Source organism: Brevundimonas fontaquae, assembly GCF_017086445.1.
In the GTDB taxonomy this organism is placed as follows: Bacteria; Pseudomonadota; Alphaproteobacteria; order Caulobacterales; family Caulobacteraceae; genus Brevundimonas; species Brevundimonas fontaquae.
In genome coordinates, this window is record NZ_CP070968.1 from 234,226 (window position 1) to 253,462 (window position 19,237).

Here is a 19,237-nt window from a genome sequence, read left to right on the forward strand (position 1 = left end):
GCCCAAGAACGTCATGTCCTCCATCGATCCGGGCAGCACCCTGGACTTCAGCGGCGCTCACCACGCCACGCGTATGCCCAATCTTGCCCTCTTCACAGGCGGGGGCTTCCCATTTACGCGGATGCCCGACCTGGGCGAGACGGCGGTGCTGATGGGCGCCAATCCGTCGGCGGGCGAGATCGAGGCCTTCCTGAACCTGATGGGGCAGTTCGGGGATTCGACCGGCGCCGCCGCGACGCGCGTGGTCGTCATGCGGACCCTGCAACCCAGCCGGATGGCCGACAAAGACATCCTGGTGGTCGGAAGCGCCGATCTGGCGAGGAACGACCAGTTGTTCGAGGATGCGCCGGTGGGGTTCCGCAACGAACGCGTCGAAGTCGCGCGTTTGGCGCCGCTTGAGCGTTTCTTTGGTTGGTTCGCGCCTGAGCGTCGCGACAATCCCGAAGACATTGAAACGGCCGTCGGTCCCGCAAACGGCTTCGAGGGCCTGACCAGCTTCCCGTCGCCCTATTCGAAGGATCGCCATGTCGTGGCGGTTCTAAGCAGCCAGCCGGACGCCTTGCCGCAACTGACCAGTCTGCTGCCCACGGCCGATGCGAAGGCGCAGATCCGGGGTGATCTGGTCGTGCGCAGCGGCACGGAGTTCAAGGCCTATCAGGTGCGTTCGACGCACTGGCGCGGCGAACTTCCATGGTGGCTGGGCATCGGCTACTGGTTCGCGCAGCGGCCGTTCATGCTGGCGCTGGCGGCCATCCTGGCAGCAGTGCTGATCGGCTTCCCGCTTTATTATTCGCTCAAGGCACACGGTCGCAGACGACTGGCGGGCTCCGACCATGAATAGGCTGTGGCCCATGAAGTCTCTGTTGAAACTCTCGGTGGCGAGCGGCGTGGTCCTGCTGGCTCTGGTCGGGCCGATGAACGTCGCCTCCGCCCAAATCGGGTCGGGCGCGGTGGCGGACCTGGTTCGTCAGGGTGACTTCTGGCGTTCGCGCGGACGGGGCGACCTGGCGGCGCAGGCCTATAACCGGGCTTTGCAGCTCGACCCCGGCAATGCCGCCGCCCGACGCGGTCTGGCCGGTCCGGCCCAGGGCCCGGCGCCTGCGGCGCCCGCTCGTCCTGCGCCTTCGACGGGCGACAGTTCGACGACGCAGGCGGCTGCGCCGCGCCAGACCGCTCAACCTCGCGCCAGGACCTCGGCGGCCGATCGCGCCGGGCGAATGCGGGTCGCCGGCTATGCGGCGCTGGATCGCGGCGAGCTGGCCAGCGCGGCGACGCAATTTCAGCAGGCGCTGGCCATCAACGGCCGCGACACGGACGCCCTGGGCGGTCTCGGGGTGACCCGGCTGCGTCAGGAGCGGTTCAGCGAGGCGCGCGATCTTCTTGAACGCGCGTCCCAGGGCGCCGGCGCATCGCGCTGGACAGAAGCCTTGGCGTCCGCACGCTTCTTCGCCTTGCTGGGCGAGGCCGAAACGGCAGGGCAGGCCAACGACAGCCCCCGGTCCGAGGCGTTGCTGAACCAACTGCTCGCCAGCGCCGCAACGCCGGAGCAGAAGTCGCTCGTCGCGGTGCAACTGGGCGATCTGTTGATGCTCCAGTCGCGATACGCCGAGGCCCGCGCCGCCTATGCGCAGGCGGAAGGGACGAGCGCCGACGCCGCCTACAAGATCGCCAATGCCGAAGCCGCGCAAGCGGCCGCCGACGGCAATCCCCAGCGCGCCGAAACCGCTTATCGCGAGGCGCTTGAGCGGGGCGGCGGCGGCGATCCTTGGCTGCGCTACGCCTTCGCCGGTTTCCTGCTGGAACAGGGACGCGCCAGCGACGGCGCCGCCATCATCCAGCCGTTGCAAACCTCTACATCCGCCGAAAGCCTGTATGCGGCGGCCCTCTACTACAATCAGGCCGAACGGCCGGCCGAAGCCCTGCGTCTGTTGCGCCGTGTGCCCGAGGCGGGCCGCACCGCCGAGATGCGGTCGCTGGAGGCGGAGATCGGCCTGGTCGACGCCGAGAAACAGGCCCGCGCCCTGGCGGCATCGGGACGTGCCAACGAAGCCTTGGCCTTGCTGGACCGTCTGAACGTGCCCGGCGCGTCTGTCGGGCAGCAGATCCGTCTGGCCGGCGCCTATTATGCCTTGGGCTCCCACGACCGTGCGGCCTCGCTCGCGTCCGCCGCTGCAGCTCAGCCAGGCGGATCGGCGACCTCGGTCGAGCCGCTGGTTCGCTTGCTGGCGCAGACCGGACAGGACGAAACGGCGCTAGGCGTGATCCAGCGTGTGACGGGCGGTTCGACGACCTCAGCCGCTGCGCGTCGTCTCTATTCGATCCTCGCCGTCGCCAGCGCGGACCGTCTGCGCGAAGACGGCATGAGGGCGGAGGCGTTCGATGTGCTCCAGTCCGGCTGGAGCGTCGCACCCCAGGATCCGGCGATCCTGGTCTCGCTGGGCCGCCTCTATCAGGACGGCGACATGACCCAGGAGGCCGCCCAAGTCTTCGAACTGGCGCTTCAGCGCAAGCCCGGCGATCCCGACGCCCTGACCGGCCTGGCCGACACCGCGTCGGCTCAGGGCGATTTCGCCAAGGCGCGGCGGTCCTATCGCCTGCTGCTGCGTGACCGGCCGCAGGACGTCAACGCCTATCTGACGGGCGCGCGTGTCGAACAGGCTGCGGGCGACCGCCGTGCAGCGCGCAGGCTGCTGGAACAGGCCGATGCCTTGGGGCAACCGCGCGGACTGGCCGCCGGATCGGCCTTCACCGTCGCCAACCCCTTCCGAAACGCATCGCAGAACCGGACATCCGTGCCGATCAATCCGTTCGCGCCCGAGACCTTGCGCGGCGTCGGGCGCAGCAGCGACGGCGAGCCGGTCAGGACGCCCGTTCAGCAGGCCCTGGCCGAGCTGGAAAGCGACGACGCGCCGATGGTGGACGCTGCTGTCGAGGCGCGGGTCCGCTCGGGTGAAGACGGTCTCAGCCGCCTGAACGCCCTGACAACGACCATCAGCGCCTCGACGCCCGTGGGCCAGGGACGGATCGGTCTATCGGTCGCGCCCACGGTCATCGACGCCGGCGACCTGAACCGTTCCGCCAGCGCCCGTTTCGGCCGCAATGCGACGGCGGAAGCTCTGGCCATCGTGGCCCAGCAGCCGACGGTTCTGGCCACGCCCGACAGCCAATACGCCGCAGGCGTGGCCCTCTCGGCCTATTACGAAAGCCCGACGATCTCGGCCGACGTCGGCTCCACCCCGCTCGGGTTCGAGCGCAAGAACGTGCAGGCCGGCTTCACCTGGCGCCCGCGTCTGGGCGCGCATGGCGCCCTGAAGGTCTTTGCCGAACGTCGCCCCGTCACCGACAGCGTCCTGTCCTACGCCGGGGCCGTCGATCCGGTTTCAGGGCAAAGCTGGGGTTCGGTGATGAAGACCGGCGGCGGCATCGGCGCCAGCTGGGAGCAGGGGGGGACAGGCCTGTTCGGCGATGTCGCCTACCGCGCCTATGCCGGTCAGGGCGTAAGCGACAACAAGGCGCTGGAGCTGAACATCGGCGCCTATCGTCGCCTGTACGGCAGCGATGCTCTGAACGTCACAGCCGGGATTTCGCTGAACTATCAGGCGTTCGACCGCAACCTTTCTTACTTTACATTCGGCCACGGCGGTTATTTCAGCCCGCAGAGCTTCGTCAGCACGGCCTTCCCGATTGATGTGCGCTGGAAGCGTGGCGACTGGAGCATCAACGCCCAGTTCTCGCCGGGCTACCAGACCTATCAGCAGGATGCAGTCGCGCTCTATCCCGAAGATCCGACTGCCCAGGGGCAACTGACGGCGCTGAAACTGCTGAACAACGACGTCCGCGCCCAGTATGACAGCGAAAGCCGCAGCGGCTTCGCCTTCTCAGGCGGGGTCGAGGGCTGGCGCCAGATGGGCGCCACCGCCATCGGTCTGGACGCACGCATGAACACCTTCGGCAACTACGACGAATACCGTATGAACCTGAGGCTGAAGCAGGCCTTCGGAGCCGGTCAGTGATCCCAGCGGGCGTCGAGTCTCTGCTGGCGATGGCGATGTTGTCCGAGCTGCGCGACCAGCTCGGCGCGAGGTCGGACGAATTCCTCGTCACGGTCGGAGAGAAGATCGGCGATGTCTGCATCATGTCAGCGCAAGGCGACACCGGCTATCTGACGCGTTGGATGAACGGCATCTGGGCGGAGTTGGGCATGGGGTCCGTGACGCTGACCACCGGCGCGCGACGGCTTGAGATTACGCATCGCCTGCCTCAATTACCGCCCGAAAATGTGCTCTGGAGCGACGCCCTGCCGTTCATTGTAGAGGGCGTTTACCGCAGTTGGTTCCACCGAATGGACTCGCGCGGGGTTCTGGGACGGGGCTCAAGGTCGAAAGGCGAGCTGAAGTTTGTCTATTCAGATTGATCGGCGGACCCTGCTAGCCGTAGTAGGCCTAACGGCGTTCGCCCCCACCGCCTGCGCCGAAGACCTGAAGGGTTCCGACTGGCGCTCCTATAAGCAGCGGTTCGTCTCGCCCGACGGACGCGTGATCGACACTGGCAACGGTGACGTCAGCCATTCGGAAGGCCAGGGGTTCGGCATGATCCTGGCCTTCGCAGCCGAGGATCGGGCGACGTTCGCCTCAATGTGGTCGTGGACGAAGACGCATCTGTCCCGGACCGATACGGGCCTGTTGGCCTGGCGTTTCGATCCGTCCCAGAGCGATCCGGTCAAGGATCCCAACAACGCCACCGACGGCGACCTTCTGATCGCCTGGGCCCTGCTGCGGGCGGCGGGCGCGTGGAACGTGCCGGAATACGCCCAGGAGTCGCAAAGCTTGCGCGCGGCGATTTTGCGTGAAGCCTGCACCAGCCATGCCGGTCGGCGTGTCCTGTTGCCGGGGCGGCTGGGGTTCTTGGCCGACGACGTCGCAATCTTAAACCCGTCCTATTATGTGTGGCCGGCCCTGGATGCCTTCGCCCGGCTGGAGCCATTGTGGAATGATGTCATCAGCGATGGCGCGGACCTGATCGGCGTGGCCGCCTTTGGAACTTGGGGGCTTCCCACCGACTGGATCCAGCTCGACGCGGCAGGTTTGGTGCAGCCGGCCGCAGGACACCCGGCGCGGTTCGGTTTCGACGCCGTGCGCGTACCGCTCTATCTGCAAATGTCGGGCCGCACCGCGGAGTTGGGGCGGTTCAGCAGATACTGGCGCGAGACCGAAAAGGCCGGCGGCTGGCCCGCCTGGATCGATGTAACTAGCGGCGCCGTAGCGCCCTATGCCGCCTCCGACGGCGTCAAGGCGATCGCCTTCTCCACCCTGGATCGCAAGCCGTCGACGCCGCAATCGACCGAAGACTACTATTCCGAGACCCTAAGACGTCTCACAAATCTGCCTGTGAAATAGAGGCGAGCTGATTGCCAAGGTCGCGAGATGGCGTCGCCCGGGTCGATCTCAAGCAGCGGTCACTCGTCGGGCCGCTTTGGAACTCAGCGCATAGGCGGCGGTACGGCGGGAAGCCCGTCTAAACTGCATCAGCCCGAGGATCATTCAGGCAGCGCGCGCCGAACTGGGCGGCGCGCGTGGCGAGCGCCACTGACGTGATGGTGTGGACGACCTCCACCTGACCAGCTTTTCTGGGGTGTCGTCATCAGGGACGTCACGTCTAGGAGCGGTATCATGCAGACCATCGCTGTCGTCGGGCTCGATCTGGCGAAGACTGTTTTTCAGGTTCACGGAGTTGGGGCTGACGGCACTGTCGTCGTGAGGCGGCAACTGCGACGCGGCCAGGTCTTGGGCTTCTTCCAGTCGATCGGCCCCTGCCTCGTCGGCATTGAAGCGTGCGCCTCTGCCCACCATTGGGCGCGTGAGCTGATGGCGATCGGCCACGAGGTGCGGCTCATGCCGCCAGCGTATGTGAAGGCCTATGTGAAGCGCGGCAAGACCGACGCCGCCGACGCTGAGGCAATCGCCGAGGCCGTTACACGGCCGACCATGCGGTTCGTGGCCGTGAAGTCCAAGGCGCAGCAGGCTGTGTTGATGCTGCACAAGACCCGGGATCTCCTGGTTCGCCAGAGAACGATGCTGATCAACGCTCTGCGGGGCCACCTCGGAGAGTTCGGCATCATCGCCCCTCAAGGCCCGGCGGGGGTGCAGGCGGCTCTCAGGGCTCTTCGGGAAGAGGAACAGGATCTGCCCGATCTGGCGCGTGCCGCGCTGGGAGGCCTGGCAGACCAGCTTGACCATCTCGGCGCAGAGATCGGACGATTGGAACGCCGGATTCTTGAGTGGCACCGCCAGGATGAGACGAGCCGGCGGCTAGCGACCATCCCGGGCATCGGGCCGATCACCGCCAGCGCCATGGCCGCCAGCGCGCCGGATCCGACGCTGTTCAAATCAGGCCGGCAGTTTGCGGCTTGGTTGGGGCTCACCCCACGCGCCAACAGTAGTGGCGGAAAGGAACGCCAGGGCGGCATCAGCAAGATGGGCGACAGCTACCTTCGACGCCTTCTGGTCGTTGGGGCGACGGCTGTCCTGCGAATGGCCCGCCAGCGAGGACGCGAGGGCTGGGTGGGCAATCTGCTCGAACGCAAAAAGCCCAAGGTCGCCGCCGTAGCCTTGGCCAACAAGACCGCTCGCATCGCCTGGACCCTGATGGCGCGACAGGAGGACTACAGGCCCATGACGGCATAGAGATCGGCCCGGTCTTCACCAGGGACCGACGCCGCAGACGAAGAGTGGTGAGACGTGATGACGAACCGGCCGCAGCCGGGGACAGGTGAAACCCAGGGGGTCAGAGCGCCTTGAGCGCGTTGACGTGATTAGGGAGCCCGTCCGCGGACTTCATCAAGGCCAGCAGCGCACACAGCTGCATCAACAGGCCGAACACATGACTGCACTCGACCGAGCGCCAACGTCGTTTTCACTCTTGCGTCTGGGAGGTCGTCCACACATGACGTCCCTGATGACGACACCCCAGAAAAGCTGGTCAGGTGGAGGTCGTCCACACCATCACGTCATGATCGATGCTCGCATGACTGGAGACGAAACGGACTGTCCCGCTGCGCTTCTCGCTATGGGGAGAGCAGCGGGTCAGTTGGCTATGTTGCGTATCTGGCTTGTTGGCGAAGTATCATGTTCGGCGTCTGAATTCGCGAACCAACTTCATACCTTCGGATGACACCCCATGAGCGACGGCGATAATCAAAGAACGACCGTCTAGCCACGATCCCAAGTGCGGCATCTTGCTCAATATCTGTCTGCCTATGCAGAAGGCTAAGTCGACTTTGGTTTTCGCCCAGGCGTCATAGCCTTCAGTTTCGAGTAGCCCTCAGGTGGCCGTGTGAGGAACTCGGCGACGGTGACATCGAGAACCGAGGCTAGTTTGTCCAGCATGTCCACACTAGCGTTCCCAAGCTCTCTTTCGAGTTCGCTGATATAGGCCCGGTCAACACCTGCGTCGGCGGCGAGGCGTTCCTGCGATACGCCTCGCTCGGTCCTCAGCCGCCTCAGATTCCATGCGACCAGCGCGCGTCCGTTCATCAGCGCTAAGCGCCAGATTCAACCTCCATTAAACCACGGGGTATAGCCTACAGATTAAATCGTGAGGGCTGTGATGACCGAGAATGAGAAGGGCGTACTGGGCTGCATGGGATTGGTGGGCGCAGGCGTTTTAGTGTGGGCGAGCATCTATTACATCGGCTGGGGCATGGAAATTATGCGCGACCCTAAGGGCTACGCAGCGCGGCAGGAGGCCGCAGCCGCCGAATATGCCGCTGAACAAAAGCAGCAGGCTGATAAGGCGGCTGCTGAAGAGGCTGCCAAACAAGCGCGATATGCCGAAGCCGAACGGCGTGACGTCGAGCAGCGGGAAAAGGAAAATGCCTGCATTCGCGAGTTCGATTACGAAACCTGCCGGCGTATCTACAACCCGACGACAGAGGAGCTAGAGGCTCAGATCGCAATCTCGCAGCGGGCAAACCGGATCGCCGAAGCCTACAGGTAGCGGGAATCGGTCACGTGATTGCTCCCGATCCGACGACGGTAACATCCGCCTCGGGCGCAGACGCTCGTATCGGTTCGAACGTCGCCTGCGCATAAGCACCGGAAAATCGCGGCGGTCGACTGCTTGTCTGCTGCTCATAAAGCGCACGCCATTGTTCATCTGTGAGGTCACGGTCGTTCCACACCCATCCGCGATTGGTTTGACCCAGACGTATTGAGCGAACAGAGCCGTCCCTCCTGAATTGCGCCAAAGCTATGCGAGCGCGGGTCTCGTCGAGTTTAACCTCCAATGCCGTGGGTTCACGACCACGGTCATTGAAAGCACTGATCATTTCACTGAAAGGCAAGGGCCGATCCGCATCATCGAGCAGGCGCGCAATTATGGCAGTGTCGCGCCAGATTCCTTCTTCCTCCGCCGTGAGCGTCCGGTGCAAATCCACCCAAAACCGGAAGGTGGCGATCGGAAGTCCATGCACGTCCTCGGCACCACGCCCATGCATAATCTTCCGATCAAGCATGGCATGATCGACCAAGCGGCTGATCTCGCCTTCGACCATCACCCTGACGGCTCCCGCCCCCCGCCCGTCAGGCCTGCGGCCTTCGGCGTCGTATGGGCTCACAGTGATCTTGGAGATGAGGCCGCGCAGAATAGCCTTGGCGCGCGTGGCGTCGCGTTCATCGCCCGTCAGCGCCACCCCAAGATTCTGCAACAAGACAGCAATGCGTTGCGTCAGCACCTCCGTGGTGAGGCTTGCCGGTGCGGCAGGAGGCCCAGCACGCATCTCGCGATCGAGCCGATCCTTTTCAGCGCCGAGCGTGTTCAGATTGTCGTTTATCAGCGCTGCCGCATATCCGCTGGCGCCGGATTTGGCCTGCGAGATGAGGTTGTTAATCTCTCGCTCGACCTCGCCAAGGCGCAGTTTTGATCGTTCATACCTATCCCCACCTTCGGCACGCGCAGGCCCCTGTTCTCGCAGATATTCCGGGATAAACCATTCAACGATACTGGGGCGGGATAGACGTTGCGCCAATCCCTCCAAGACCACCTGTTCAAGGGCCTCTCGCCGAACGCGCCGTGCATTCGCACACGCTTTCATACGATGGGCGGTACAGCCCATGTTGGTCGCAACCTGGTTGAACGGCCCTCCGCACATGCCGCACCGGACCAGTCCGCTGAGCAGATAAGTCGGACGACGACGATCGCGCAATTTGGATGGCGGGCGCCTGGACAGACGCTCCTGGTTTCGGTCCCAGATGTCTTGAGGAACGATGCGCAGCCACGGCGCATCATGCTCGATCCGATCGGCCACATCATTCTTGCGTCTGGTTACTCGGCCGGTCTTTTCGTCATAAGATGTCTTCACCTTGCCATGAATGACCTTGCCGACAATGATCGGGTTGCGAAGCAGTCCTGACATTGACCGGCTTACGCCGATGATCGTGTTCGGGTGCCACATTTTCCCGCCCTCGGGCGTGGGGATTCCCTCCTTGGTTAACTCCACAGCGATTTGATGCGGGCTCTTTCCGGCATCAAAATCCTCGTTGACCCGAAGCACGACCCTGGACGTGACGGGGTCGATCTCGAGCCGCTTGATATGCGCACCTCGACTATTGAGTTTTGGGTTTCCGCTTTCATCCAGCTCATTGACGTGATGGAAGCCGTAGGGAGGCTCGCCCATGATTTTGCCACGCGTAGCCGCAGCCAGTCGCCCTCTGGTGGTACGCTCAGCGATCTTCTCGCTCTCCATCTCCGCTATCTCGGCGAAGAGCGAAAACTCCATCCGCGACATCACACCCTTGTCGTGCGTGTAGATCACAACATTGGCGTCCTTCAGGCGATAGTTGGCATGATGGAGCTCTCGCGCGTTGCGGCCCAAGCGATCCAGGTGAAACACGCAGATCACATCAGCCAACCCCGCTTCGGCGGCGGCCATTGCATCAAGGTATCCCGTCCGACGCGCAACTGACCGTCCGGACTTGGCCTTGTCTTGAAACTCGCCCACGACCACCCACCCGTGACGCTCGCAATCGGCTCGCAGTACGGCGATCTGGTCATCCGCAGACATCGGGTTTTGATGGCTGTCGGAAAACCGGCCAAGCAAGATGGCCCGCGACCCAGGCGGCGGCAGCGGCTTGTCAAACATGACGGTCACCTCCCTTTGCGTCACGCTGGGCAGCGAGACGAGCGAGGCTGAGCACCAGCGGCAGCAGCAAACGGTCCTCATCTGATAGCTCAGGATACATATCCCGTTCGCGTCGAACCTGTGCGCGGCGCCAGAGCTCCTCATCCAGACATCCCGAAGTCGGCGAGGCCGGCGAATATGTGCTGCATCGATCTGACATGCCTCAGCCCTCCTCGGACATCCGATCTTCCCCATCCACATTCGGATGGGGACTGGCAGATCGCACCATCTCAATCAGTCGGCGCATGACCTGGGACGGATCGCTGCCGACGGCCTTGTACTCGCCGTCGATGAGCCCGATCGCCATGCGTCCGTGGACGTCTATGACCAACTCCCTACGTCGCAGATTGAGCCGAAGAGAACGGGGCTTCCGCCTCGTTCTCCGGGCGAAAGAATGCACGCTGGCGAACAGCTGACGTTTGACCGCGCAACGTATCTGGCCAAGGCTATTCACGCTCACCTCCATTACCGACAGTCTGTTCTTCCTCGTAAGGCAGGGGGTAGGTGATGCCGTGCTCCACGAACTCGTCTGGGAGATCGACCCAACGGTCCAGACTTGGATCCTTTGCCAGCTCGGCACGCAGCCATTCGTCGCTGATCCAAGGACTGCGGCGCTCGACGGTGCCATCGCGGAGCTGAGCGCACAGGTAGAACACTTGAAACCTCGTCGGTCGCTCTCCGCTCATTGGTCGCCCTCGTAAAATCGAAACACCATCTTTCCGTCGACGCCGGTGGCGTCGAATGTCCCAAGCTCGGGCACTTTGACGCCCGCGCCAGCGACGCCGGCCTTCACGACCACTTCCACCAGCAGGTGGAGCACACGCTCCACGACCGCGTCGTTGAGTGCGAACGGCTCGGCATCGACGATCTCGCGGATGAGATCGATTGGCTGAAGGGCCTCGGACCCGACGAGCCGCGCCGACCCCCTCAGCACGATTTCACCCTTCGCGATCTCCGCTCGCTCGAACGCCTCGCGGGCGATCGGTTTGGGGATACTCGACTCCATCATTGCACCTCCTTATGCTTGGACTTCCTAAGCATGAGCGATAACGCTTCAGATGCAACGGATTAATTATCTGATTTTGTTGTCGAAAATAGCACTTGACACTCCTGGTCCGCTACGGCCGAAATTCATAAGCAAACCCATAAACATACAGCTTGCCTCGCGACATGAAGAGCCGTGACGGCCGGGTCGCGCACCCTCCGCGCGGCAAATCCTGACAACTTTCTTGCTTGATTAGGCAATCCGAGAGCAATAAATGATTGCCCCGTTCGGCGATTCGACGCCGTCAGCACGAGGCAGATCGTCATGGGCTCGCCCATCAGACTTCCCGCACAGACATGTTCCAGAAGCGCGAACAACGACCGCTTTCACGCGCTGGCCACCCAGTTGATAAGGATTGAAAGGCAGGCAGACGGACGGGTTAGAGCCGCTAGTCCCTGGCTTCCGGAACGGCCTAGGCACGATGCCGTCGAACGAAGTGTCCAGCGGCGGTCACCGAGTGATCCCAAATACATACCGGACGCCTGGCCGGCCCTGCTCAGCCAGGATGTGCTGTCGGCCTATACGGGGATGAGCAAAGAGACGCTCGGAGGCATCCTTACCGTCCGTCCGCTCGACCTTGGAGCACGATGCGTACGTTACAGGCGTTCAGACATCGACGCATGGCTGGAGACTCTCCCACAACGCGGCGAAACCCATGCGCCGCCCTCACCTCCGGACGCACAGGACGGCCTGCAGAGCGGGAGCCGCACAGAAGACGCCCTTGAGAGAGTCAGAGCTCGAACCGCCGGGCGTCGGTCGTGACGGACGAGCCCAGTCCGCCTATTCGATACGTCCAACGCAACCGTCGCAACGGCCAGACCTATCTGTACTTTCGAAAGGGCGCCTATCGTGAAGGCCCTCTCCTGTCGCCCGATGGCTCCGAGGCGTTGCGGGCGGAGGTCGCCGCCATCCTGCGCCGTATGGCGACGGCGGAGACTGCTGCAAAGACCCCTCGCCCCAATACGATCGGCGGCATGCTGTCCGCTTACAACAGGTCGGCCGAGTTCATCTCTAAAGCGCGCTCCACCCAGCGCGCCTACCAGGACTACATCGACGAGATGATCTCGGATCTCGGCGACGTCATGCTCTCCGATGTGTCCCAGGCATGGTTGCGGGCCCTGAGGGACGACTCGGCGCCGCGCGGACACCGGGCGGCGAACCTTCGCATGCAGGTGCTGAAAAACGCTCTAGCGCCGGCGATCGACGATCAGACCGATGACCGCATCTCCGGTGACCCCTTTCTAAAACTCGCAAAGGTCAAACGCCCGCACGCCCTCGGCGAGCCTCATCCGACCTGGACGGACGACGAAGTCTCTGCAGTGCTGGAGGAATGCCTCAGGCGCGGCCTTCCCGGACTAGCGCGGGCGGTAGGCCTTGGCCGGTATGCCGGCTTCAGACGCCAGACGATCTGCGCCCTCCCCAGGTCCGCTCGCGTCCCCACACGCGCCTCGGACGGCTCTGAGCACATCCGCCTTCTGTGGCTCACGGAGAAACGAAAGGTGGCCTGCGACAAGCGGGAGGATCCCCGCCTTACAGCCTTGATCGACAGCACGCCGGATCGAGGCCCTACAATCGCCTACAACGACCGTGGACAGCCCTTCCGCGAACGAGGGCTGAACCAGTCGCTGGATCGGGTTCTGTTGAGCCTAGCCAAGGCAGGAAAGGTTCGAGCCGGGGTCAACGCCAAAGGCGAGCTCACCTGTCCGCTGGACATCCACGGCCTACGACATGCGCGAGGCAATGAGATCGCCGAGTCGGGCGGCTCCGACGCCGAAATCATGAGCCACCTGGAACATGCGACCGATCGAGCGGCGCGAATCTATCGTCGCCAAGCCAGCCGTCGCCGCCTCGCGGATGCGGCCCAAGACCGGATCGATCAGTCTGTGCGCGCGATGTCGAAAAAAGACGCCTAACGCATCGGAAAACGATGCTGCGATCGCTCTGTAAAAAAGCCTGTAAAACCACTGTAAAAACAGCCGGCCGCTTCAGGTTTTGTGGGAACTCGCCTTGAGACCAAAAGATTGCCTTCAAAAGAGAAAGCAAGTGGCGCACCCGGAGCGATTCGAACGCCCGACCCTCAGATTCGTAGTCTGATGCTCTATCCAGCTGAGCTACGGGTGCGGCTGCCTTGCGGCGAGGGCGGGTCTTTAGCCGGTGGATCGGGCGGACGCAAGCGGGGGAATGCAGTTTCTGCATATGAAGCGGTTGGCGTGGCGGCTGCGACGGCTTAGGCCTGTCTGACGCTCCCCTGCTTTCGGATCTTCCATGCGTTCATTCCGTCGCCAGATCGCCGCTGTGCTGGTTCCCGTCCTCATGGCGGGATGCCAGACCGCGACAGCCAGCCAAGGCGCGCCCGCGCCGGCGACAGCGCCGCCGCAGGCCGTGTCGGCCGCATCGCCCGCTCGGGGCCCCTTTGTCGCGGCGGCGAATCCGCTGGCGGTCGAGGCGGGGATGGACGTGTTGCGGCGTGGGGGATCGGCCGTGGATGCGGCGGTGGCGATCCAGGCGGTGCTGGGTCTGGTGGAGCCGCAGTCGTCGGGCCTGGGGGGCGGGGCCTTCCTGATGAGCTATGACGCCGAAACCGGGACCGTCACGGCCTATGACGGGCGCGAGACCGCGCCGGCCTCGGCGACGCCCGAGCTGTTCTACGAAGACGGCAAGCCCCTGCCCATCATCGACGCAGTGCTGTCGGGCCGCTCGACCGGGGCGCCGGGGGCGGTGGCCATGCTGGCCATGGCGCAGAAGGACCACGGCAAGCTGGCCTGGCGCGATCTGTTCGGGGACGCCGAACGGCTGGCGCGCGACGGATTCACGGTCAGCCCGCGTCTGGCCGGCATGATCAATGGACGCAGTCCCCAGGCGCGGACGCGGTGGGCCAGCGCCTATTTCACCAAGCCGGACGGCACGCGGTATCGAGCCGGCGATACGCTGAAGAACCCCGCCTACGCCGACACGGTCGCGCGACTGGCGCAGCAAGGGCCTGGCGTCTTTTATGGCGGGCCGATCGGGGCAGACATCGCAGCGGCGGTTCGCGAAGGACCGCGTCCCGGCGGCCTGACCGAGGCGGACATCGCCGGCTATCGCCCTTTGCGCCGCGACGCCCTTTGCCGGCCGTATCAGGCCTATGTGGTCTGCGTGCCGCCGCCGCCGTCCAGCGGCGTGGCCCTGCTGCAATTCCTGGCGATGGCGGAGGACACGTCCGATCTGGACAAGGGCGCGCGGAGCCCCGAAGCCTGGGTGGCGTTCGGGCGGTTGCAGCGGTTGATGTACGCCGACCGGGACCGATACATCGGCGACAATGATTTCGTCGGCGTGCCGATCGCCGGCCTGCTGGATCCCGACTACGTCGCGTCGCGCGCGGCCCTGGCCCCGCAGGTGAACGGCCCGGTCGAGGCCGGCGCCCCGACGGGATCGCCGCCGCGTGGGGCCGACCAGACCGCCGAGCCGGGCGGCACCTCGCACATGGTCGTGGTGGACGCCTGGGGCAATGCGGTCAGCATGACCACGACAGTCGAGAGCATCTTCGGCAACGGACGGATGGTCCACGGCTTCTTCCTGAACAACCAGCTGACGGACTTCTCCTTCACACCGCTGGAGGACGGGCATCCGGCCGCCAATGCGGTGGCGGCGGGCAAGCGGCCGCGCTCGTCGATGACGCCGGTGCTGATTCTGGATCGTCAAGGGCGACTGGTCGGCGCCATCGGCTCGCCAGGCGGGTCCAGCATCCTGGCCTATGTCGCCAAGGCCCTGGTCGGGACGATGGACTGGGGCCTGTCGATGCAGGAGGCGATCGCCCTGCCCAATCTGGTGGTGCGGGGCGAGATGGTCGGGGCCGACACCGACCTGATCGCGCCCGATATCCGCGACGCCCTGGCGGCGGCGGGCATGGCCCTGAAGCCCAACGCCACCGAGACCTCGGGCCTGCATGGCGCGATCTGGCGCGACGGTCGCTGGGACGGCGGGGCCGATCCGCGTCGCGAGGGCGTGGCGGTCTCTGAGGTTCGCTGAAGGCTCAGCGGCCGGGACGGATCGAGAGCTGGAAGGCCAGCAGGCCTTCGCTGACGTCGGTGTCCAGGCCGTTCATGCCGCGCAGACCCTTGCCGGCGTCGATCTCGCGATAGACGACGCCGAACGAGGTCTGCATGTCGCCCTTGCGATAGGCCACGCCGATCGAGGCGTCGCCCAGGAAGCTGCCCTTGTCCTGGGTGTATCCCGAGCGGGCGTAGTCGCCGTCGCGCGTGCGGGCGAAATTGTAGCCCACGGCCCGGCCCGATCCGGCGGCATACAGATACCAGCGCGGCCGCTCTCCGAACCGTTCGCGGCCGTTTGGGGCCAGACGATCCAGACCCTCGCCGATCTTGAGCGTGACGCCGGCCTCGGCCGAACGGCCTTCGCTGCCGACGCCCAAGCCCGCGTGTGGCGTCAGGCTGACTTCCAGGCCCGAGGCGGTGTGGCCGCGCGCGCCGCGGAAACCGCGCACATAGCGCAGGTCATAGGCGTCGGGGTCCAGTTCGGCCCGATCGACGGGCGTCACCGGCAAGGGAGAGCCGTCGGCGCGGCGCAGACGGCCGGCCGTTTCCAGCGTCACCCGGTCGGTGAAGTCGGTGCGATCAATCCAGACGTCGTTGCGCGTGCTGGCGGACAGGCCGGATCGGTCGTCGGGACGGAAGGCGGTCGGGATTTCAATCTGAGCGCCGAACCGGGCGTCAGGGGCTACGCGGAAACTGGTCTGTTCAGTCAGGCGCGCCTCGATATCGGGCGAGGCGTCGAAGGCGTTGGGGGCCCAGGTCTGTGCACAGGCGGCGCTCGCGCCGGCCATCGCCAACACGCCCCCAAAGCCGACAATACAGGCCTTCAATCGCATCCGGTCTCCCCACCGATCCGCTGGACATACACTGCAACCCTCAGGCGCAGGAGTCCAACAGCTTTTGGTCATGGTTTCGTCGCTTTTGAACGAGGACGACCTGCCGGGGTTCCAAAACGAAAAAGGGCCCCGCTGTCGCGGAGCCCTTCGGGTCGGTTGGTGCAGATGACCCCTATTGGCAGGCCAGGCACTCGTCGTAGTCGGTCTTAGGCAGGGAGAAGAGATCGGGCTGGTTCGGATCGACCGCCTCTTCGGCCTTGTCCTCGGCGCCCGCGAAGGCGGCGCGCTGCACCGACTTGGAGCGCAGATAGTACAGCGACTTCACGCCGCGTTCCCACGCGGACCAGTGCAGCATGTGCAGGTCCCATTTGTTCACGTCGCCGGGGATGAACAGGTTCAGCGACTGGGCCTGGCAGATTTCCGGCGCGCGGTCGGCGGCCAGTTCGATCACCCAGCGCTGGTCCAGTTCAAAGGCGGTCTTGAACACGCCCTTCTCATCCTCGTTCAGGGCGTCGAGGTGCTGGACCGAACCTTCGTTCTCCAGAATAGAGCTCCACACCGCCTCGGTGTTGATGCCCTTTTCGTCGAGCAGGCGCTCCAGATAGGGGTTCTTGACCGCGAACGAGCCCGACAGGGTCTTGTGGGTGTAGATGTTGGCCGGGATCGGCTCGATGCCGGCCGACGTGCCGCCGCAGATGATCGAAATCGAGGCGGTGGGGGCGATCGCCAGCTTGTGGCTGAACCGCTCCATCACGCCGCGCTCCTCGGCGTCCAGGCACGGGCCCTTCTCTTCGGCCAGCAGGCGGCTGGCCTTGTCGGCCTCGCGGCGCAGATGCTTGAACAGACGCATGTTCCACGACTTGGCCATGGCGCTTTCGAAGGCCACGCCCTGCCCCTGCAGGAAGGAGTGGAAGCCCATCAGGCCCAGACCCACCGAACGCTCGCGCTTGGCCGAATAGACGGCGGCGGCCATGGCGGGCGGGGCGCGGCGGATGAAGTCCTCCAGCACATTGTCCAGGAACCGCATCAAATCCTCGACGAAGCGCGGCTCCTCGCGCCATTCCAGGAAGGTCTCGGCGTTGACCGACGACAGGCAGCATACGGCGGTCCGGTCCACGCCCAGGTGGTCGCGGCCGGTGTGCAGCATGATCTCGGCGCACAGGTTCGACTGTTTGACCTTCAGGCCCAGGTCGCGCTGGTGCGGCGCCATCTGGCGGTTCACCGTGTCCGAGAAGATCAGATAGGGCTCGCCGGTCTGCATGCGGATGTCGAGCAGCTTGGTCCACAGCGAACGCGCGTCGACGGTCTTCATGACCGCGCCGTCCTTGGGCGACTTCAGATCGAAGGTTCCGCCGACTTTGACGGCCTCCATGAATTCGTCGGTGACGTTGATGCCGTGGTGCAGGTTCAGGGACTTGCGATTGAAGTCGCCCGACGGTTTGCGGATCTCCAGGAACTCTTCGATTTCCGGGTGGTGGATGTCCAGATAGACGGCGGCCGAACCGCGGCGCAGCGAACCCTGGCTGATCGCCAGCGTCAGGCTGTCCATCACGCGGATGAAGGGGATGATGCCCGAGGTCTTGCCCGCGCCCTTCACCTTTTCGCCGATGGAGCGGACGCCGCCCCAATAGGTGCCGATGCCGCCGCCGTTGGAGGCCAGGGCCACGTTCTCGTTCCAGACGTTCTGGATGCCGTCCAGGCTATCGCCCACCGCGTTCAGGAAGCAGGAGATGGGCAGGCCGCGATCCGCGCCGCCATTCGACAGGACCGGGGTCGCCGGCATGAACCACAGGCGGCTCATATAGTCATACAGGCGCTGGGCGTGTTCGGCGTCGTCCGAGAAGGCGGTCGAGACCCGCGCGAACATGTCCTGATAGCTTTCGCCCGGCAGCAGATAGCGATCTTCCAGCGTCTTCTTGCCGAAGTCGGTGAGCAGATCGTCGCGCGCGCGGTCAACTTGGACCGATTTGACCACGGTCAGGTGGGGGCGTTCCGGCGTCGGCGTCGCCGCAACGCCTTGGAATTCCGTCGTCTTCAATGCCTCGCCGCCAGCCATGGTCATCTGCGTCCTGAACAAAAAAATCGTTTGAGCCGCCCGCGCCGCGACCACATCATCTTGTGGCCTCTGCGCTCCCCGAGCCCACATATAGGGCGCATATGCCTAATGACCCGTCAACGGGTTGACGCCGACCATTGTGGGCGAATCGGTCGGACAAGTCCCAGCCGTCTGGGGAAAAGCCCGCGTGCAAGCCAGCACGTCCGTTTTGCGCGCCTGCGACAGCGTGATCACGAACGCGTGATCGGAACGACTGCTCAGCTTGGCCGTTGGCTCGCCCATGACGCTTTCTGACTTACGCGCCTTTTTGATACGCGCCCTGACGGTCGCCCGCACGGAAATCGCCGCGCTTCTGGCCCTGCTGGTCGTCGCCGGCGGCGTTCTGACCTTCGCCGGCCTAGCCGATGAGATGACAGAGGGCGAGGGCCAGGCCTTCGATCTTCATGTTCTGGCGTTGATGCGGCCTTATGCCGACGATCCAGGCCGGCCGTGGGGGCCGTGGTGGCTAAAGGAGGCGGCGGCGGACATCACCTCGCTGGGCGGCATCTCCGTGCTGGGTCTGTTCGCCCTGATCGTGATCGTCTTCCTGCTGAGCCAGCGGAAATGGCTGTCGTCCCTGCTGCTGGTCATTGGCCTGGCCGGCGGCGTCGCGCTGTCGGAAGGCCTGAAGGCGGTGTTCGAACGCGCCCGCCCCCCTGCCGCCGCTCAGGCGGTGGAGACGATCAACGCCAGCTTCCCCTCCGGCCACGCCCTGCTATCCACCGTCTTCTATCTCAGCGTCGCCGTCATGCTGACCCGCGCCTTCCCGCGCGAGCGGTTCAAGGTCTTCGTGCTGGGCGTCGGCATTCTGCTGGCCCTGCTGGTCGGGCTGACGCGCATCTATCTGGGCGCCCACTGGGCCACCGACGTCTTCGCCGGCTGGGCGGTCGGCGCGGCCTGGGCCATGGCCCTGTGGCTGGTCGCCTATGGGGTGGCGCGCTGGCAGAAGCGTCACCGCGCGGCGCTGCAGGACGAAGCCTCCCCGATCGAAGCCGCCCCCGACCCGACCAAAGTCTAGGCCCGCGATCCGCCTCGCGGCAGGCTAGTCTGAAGACA

Annotated in this window: 16 protein-coding genes and 1 tRNA gene; 9 read left to right on the forward strand and 8 right to left on the reverse strand. The window is 64.7% G+C overall.

Features of this window, described 5'->3' with window-relative positions; all coding sequences use genetic code 11:
* Positions 1–13: 13 nt before the first annotated feature.
* From JX001_RS16525 to JX001_RS01150, 5 genes are all read left to right on the forward strand, one after another.
* Entirely contained in the window at positions 14–841 is an 828-nt protein-coding gene (locus JX001_RS16525) for a hypothetical protein (protein WP_491523254.1), read from the forward strand.
* 10 nt (positions 842–851) lie between these two features.
* On the forward strand, positions 852–4,013 hold the full coding sequence (locus JX001_RS01135) for a cellulose biosynthesis protein BcsC (RefSeq protein ID WP_205681957.1): 3,162 nt from the start codon (positions 852–854) through the stop codon (positions 4,011–4,013).
* Positions 4,010–4,414: a cellulose biosynthesis protein BcsD gene (gene bcsD, locus JX001_RS01140; protein ID WP_205681958.1), complete on the forward strand. Its 405-nt coding sequence runs from the start codon at positions 4,010–4,012 to the stop codon at positions 4,412–4,414. Before JX001_RS01135 ends, bcsD begins: the two co-directional genes overlap by 4 nt.
* The gene (locus JX001_RS01145; RefSeq protein WP_205681959.1) at positions 4,398–5,396 is read left to right on the forward strand and encodes a family 8 glycosyl hydrolase; all 999 of its coding nucleotides are present in this window, start codon (positions 4,398–4,400) and stop codon (positions 5,394–5,396) included. Before bcsD ends, JX001_RS01145 begins: the two co-directional genes overlap by 17 nt.
* Positions 5,397–5,669: 273 nt before the next feature.
* Positions 5,670–6,683: an IS110 family RNA-guided transposase gene (locus JX001_RS01150; RefSeq protein ID WP_205681960.1), complete on the forward strand. Its 1,014-nt coding sequence runs from the start codon at positions 5,670–5,672 to the stop codon at positions 6,681–6,683.
* Between the two features lie 582 nt (positions 6,684–7,265).
* Here the strand turns inward: JX001_RS01150 and JX001_RS01155 are convergent.
* Positions 7,266–7,532 (reverse strand): helix-turn-helix domain-containing protein, encoded by a 267-nt coding sequence (locus JX001_RS01155; protein ID WP_185225533.1) that lies wholly within the window; start codon positions 7,530–7,532, stop codon positions 7,266–7,268.
* A 73-nt stretch (positions 7,533–7,605) separates the two neighbouring features.
* Here JX001_RS01155 and JX001_RS01160 point away from each other — a divergent pair, with 73 nt between their 5' ends.
* Positions 7,606–7,995, forward strand: a complete 390-nt coding sequence (locus JX001_RS01160) for a hypothetical protein (protein ID WP_205681961.1) — start codon at positions 7,606–7,608, stop codon at positions 7,993–7,995.
* A 10-nt stretch (positions 7,996–8,005) separates the two neighbouring features.
* On the opposite strand, the gene JX001_RS01165 is transcribed toward JX001_RS01160, so the two are convergent.
* The 4 genes from JX001_RS01165 to JX001_RS01180 form a co-directional block, all read right to left on the reverse strand.
* Positions 8,006–10,138, reverse strand: a complete 2,133-nt coding sequence (locus JX001_RS01165) for a recombinase family protein (RefSeq protein ID WP_205681962.1) — start codon at positions 10,136–10,138, stop codon at positions 8,006–8,008.
* A 202-nt stretch (positions 10,139–10,340) separates the two neighbouring features.
* A complete protein-coding gene (locus JX001_RS01170; protein WP_185225530.1) occupies positions 10,341–10,484 on the reverse strand; it encodes a hypothetical protein in 144 nt (47 codons plus the stop codon).
* Between the two features lie 139 nt (positions 10,485–10,623).
* Positions 10,624–10,833, reverse strand: a complete 210-nt coding sequence (locus tag JX001_RS01175; protein WP_185225529.1) for a hypothetical protein — start codon at positions 10,831–10,833, stop codon at positions 10,624–10,626.
* Between the two features lie 26 nt (positions 10,834–10,859).
* Complete coding sequence (locus JX001_RS01180) at positions 10,860–11,186, reverse strand: hypothetical protein (RefSeq protein WP_185225528.1); 327 nt, start codon at positions 11,184–11,186, stop codon at positions 10,860–10,862.
* Between the two features lie 1,010 nt (positions 11,187–12,196).
* Here JX001_RS01180 and JX001_RS01185 point away from each other — a divergent pair.
* Entirely contained in the window at positions 12,197–13,135 is a 939-nt protein-coding gene (locus tag JX001_RS01185; RefSeq protein WP_241004702.1) for a site-specific integrase, read from the forward strand.
* A gap of 131 nt (positions 13,136–13,266) precedes the next feature.
* On the opposite strand, the gene JX001_RS01190 is transcribed toward JX001_RS01185, so the two are convergent.
* A tRNA-Arg gene (locus tag JX001_RS01190) sits at positions 13,267–13,343 on the reverse strand.
* Between the two features lie 144 nt (positions 13,344–13,487).
* On the opposite strand from JX001_RS01190, the gene JX001_RS01195 reads away from it, so the two are divergent.
* Positions 13,488–15,230, forward strand: coding sequence for a gamma-glutamyltransferase family protein (locus JX001_RS01195; protein WP_205681964.1), 1,743 nt, complete (start codon positions 13,488–13,490; stop codon positions 15,228–15,230).
* Positions 15,231–15,234: 4 nt separating this feature from the next.
* On the opposite strand, the gene JX001_RS01200 is transcribed toward JX001_RS01195, so the two are convergent.
* Complete coding sequence (locus tag JX001_RS01200) at positions 15,235–16,086, reverse strand: lipid A-modifier LpxR family protein (protein ID WP_241004703.1); 852 nt, start codon at positions 16,084–16,086, stop codon at positions 15,235–15,237.
* A gap of 172 nt (positions 16,087–16,258) precedes the next feature.
* Positions 16,259–18,142 (reverse strand): ribonucleoside-diphosphate reductase subunit alpha, encoded by a 1,884-nt coding sequence (locus JX001_RS01205; protein ID WP_434082633.1) that lies wholly within the window; start codon positions 18,140–18,142, stop codon positions 16,259–16,261.
* A 280-nt stretch (positions 18,143–18,422) separates the two neighbouring features.
* Here JX001_RS01205 and JX001_RS01210 point away from each other — a divergent pair, with 280 nt between their 5' ends.
* Positions 18,423–19,199: a phosphatase PAP2 family protein gene (locus tag JX001_RS01210; RefSeq protein WP_066625164.1), complete on the forward strand. Its 777-nt coding sequence runs from the start codon at positions 18,423–18,425 to the stop codon at positions 19,197–19,199.
* The last annotated feature ends 38 nt before the right edge of the window (positions 19,200–19,237 follow it).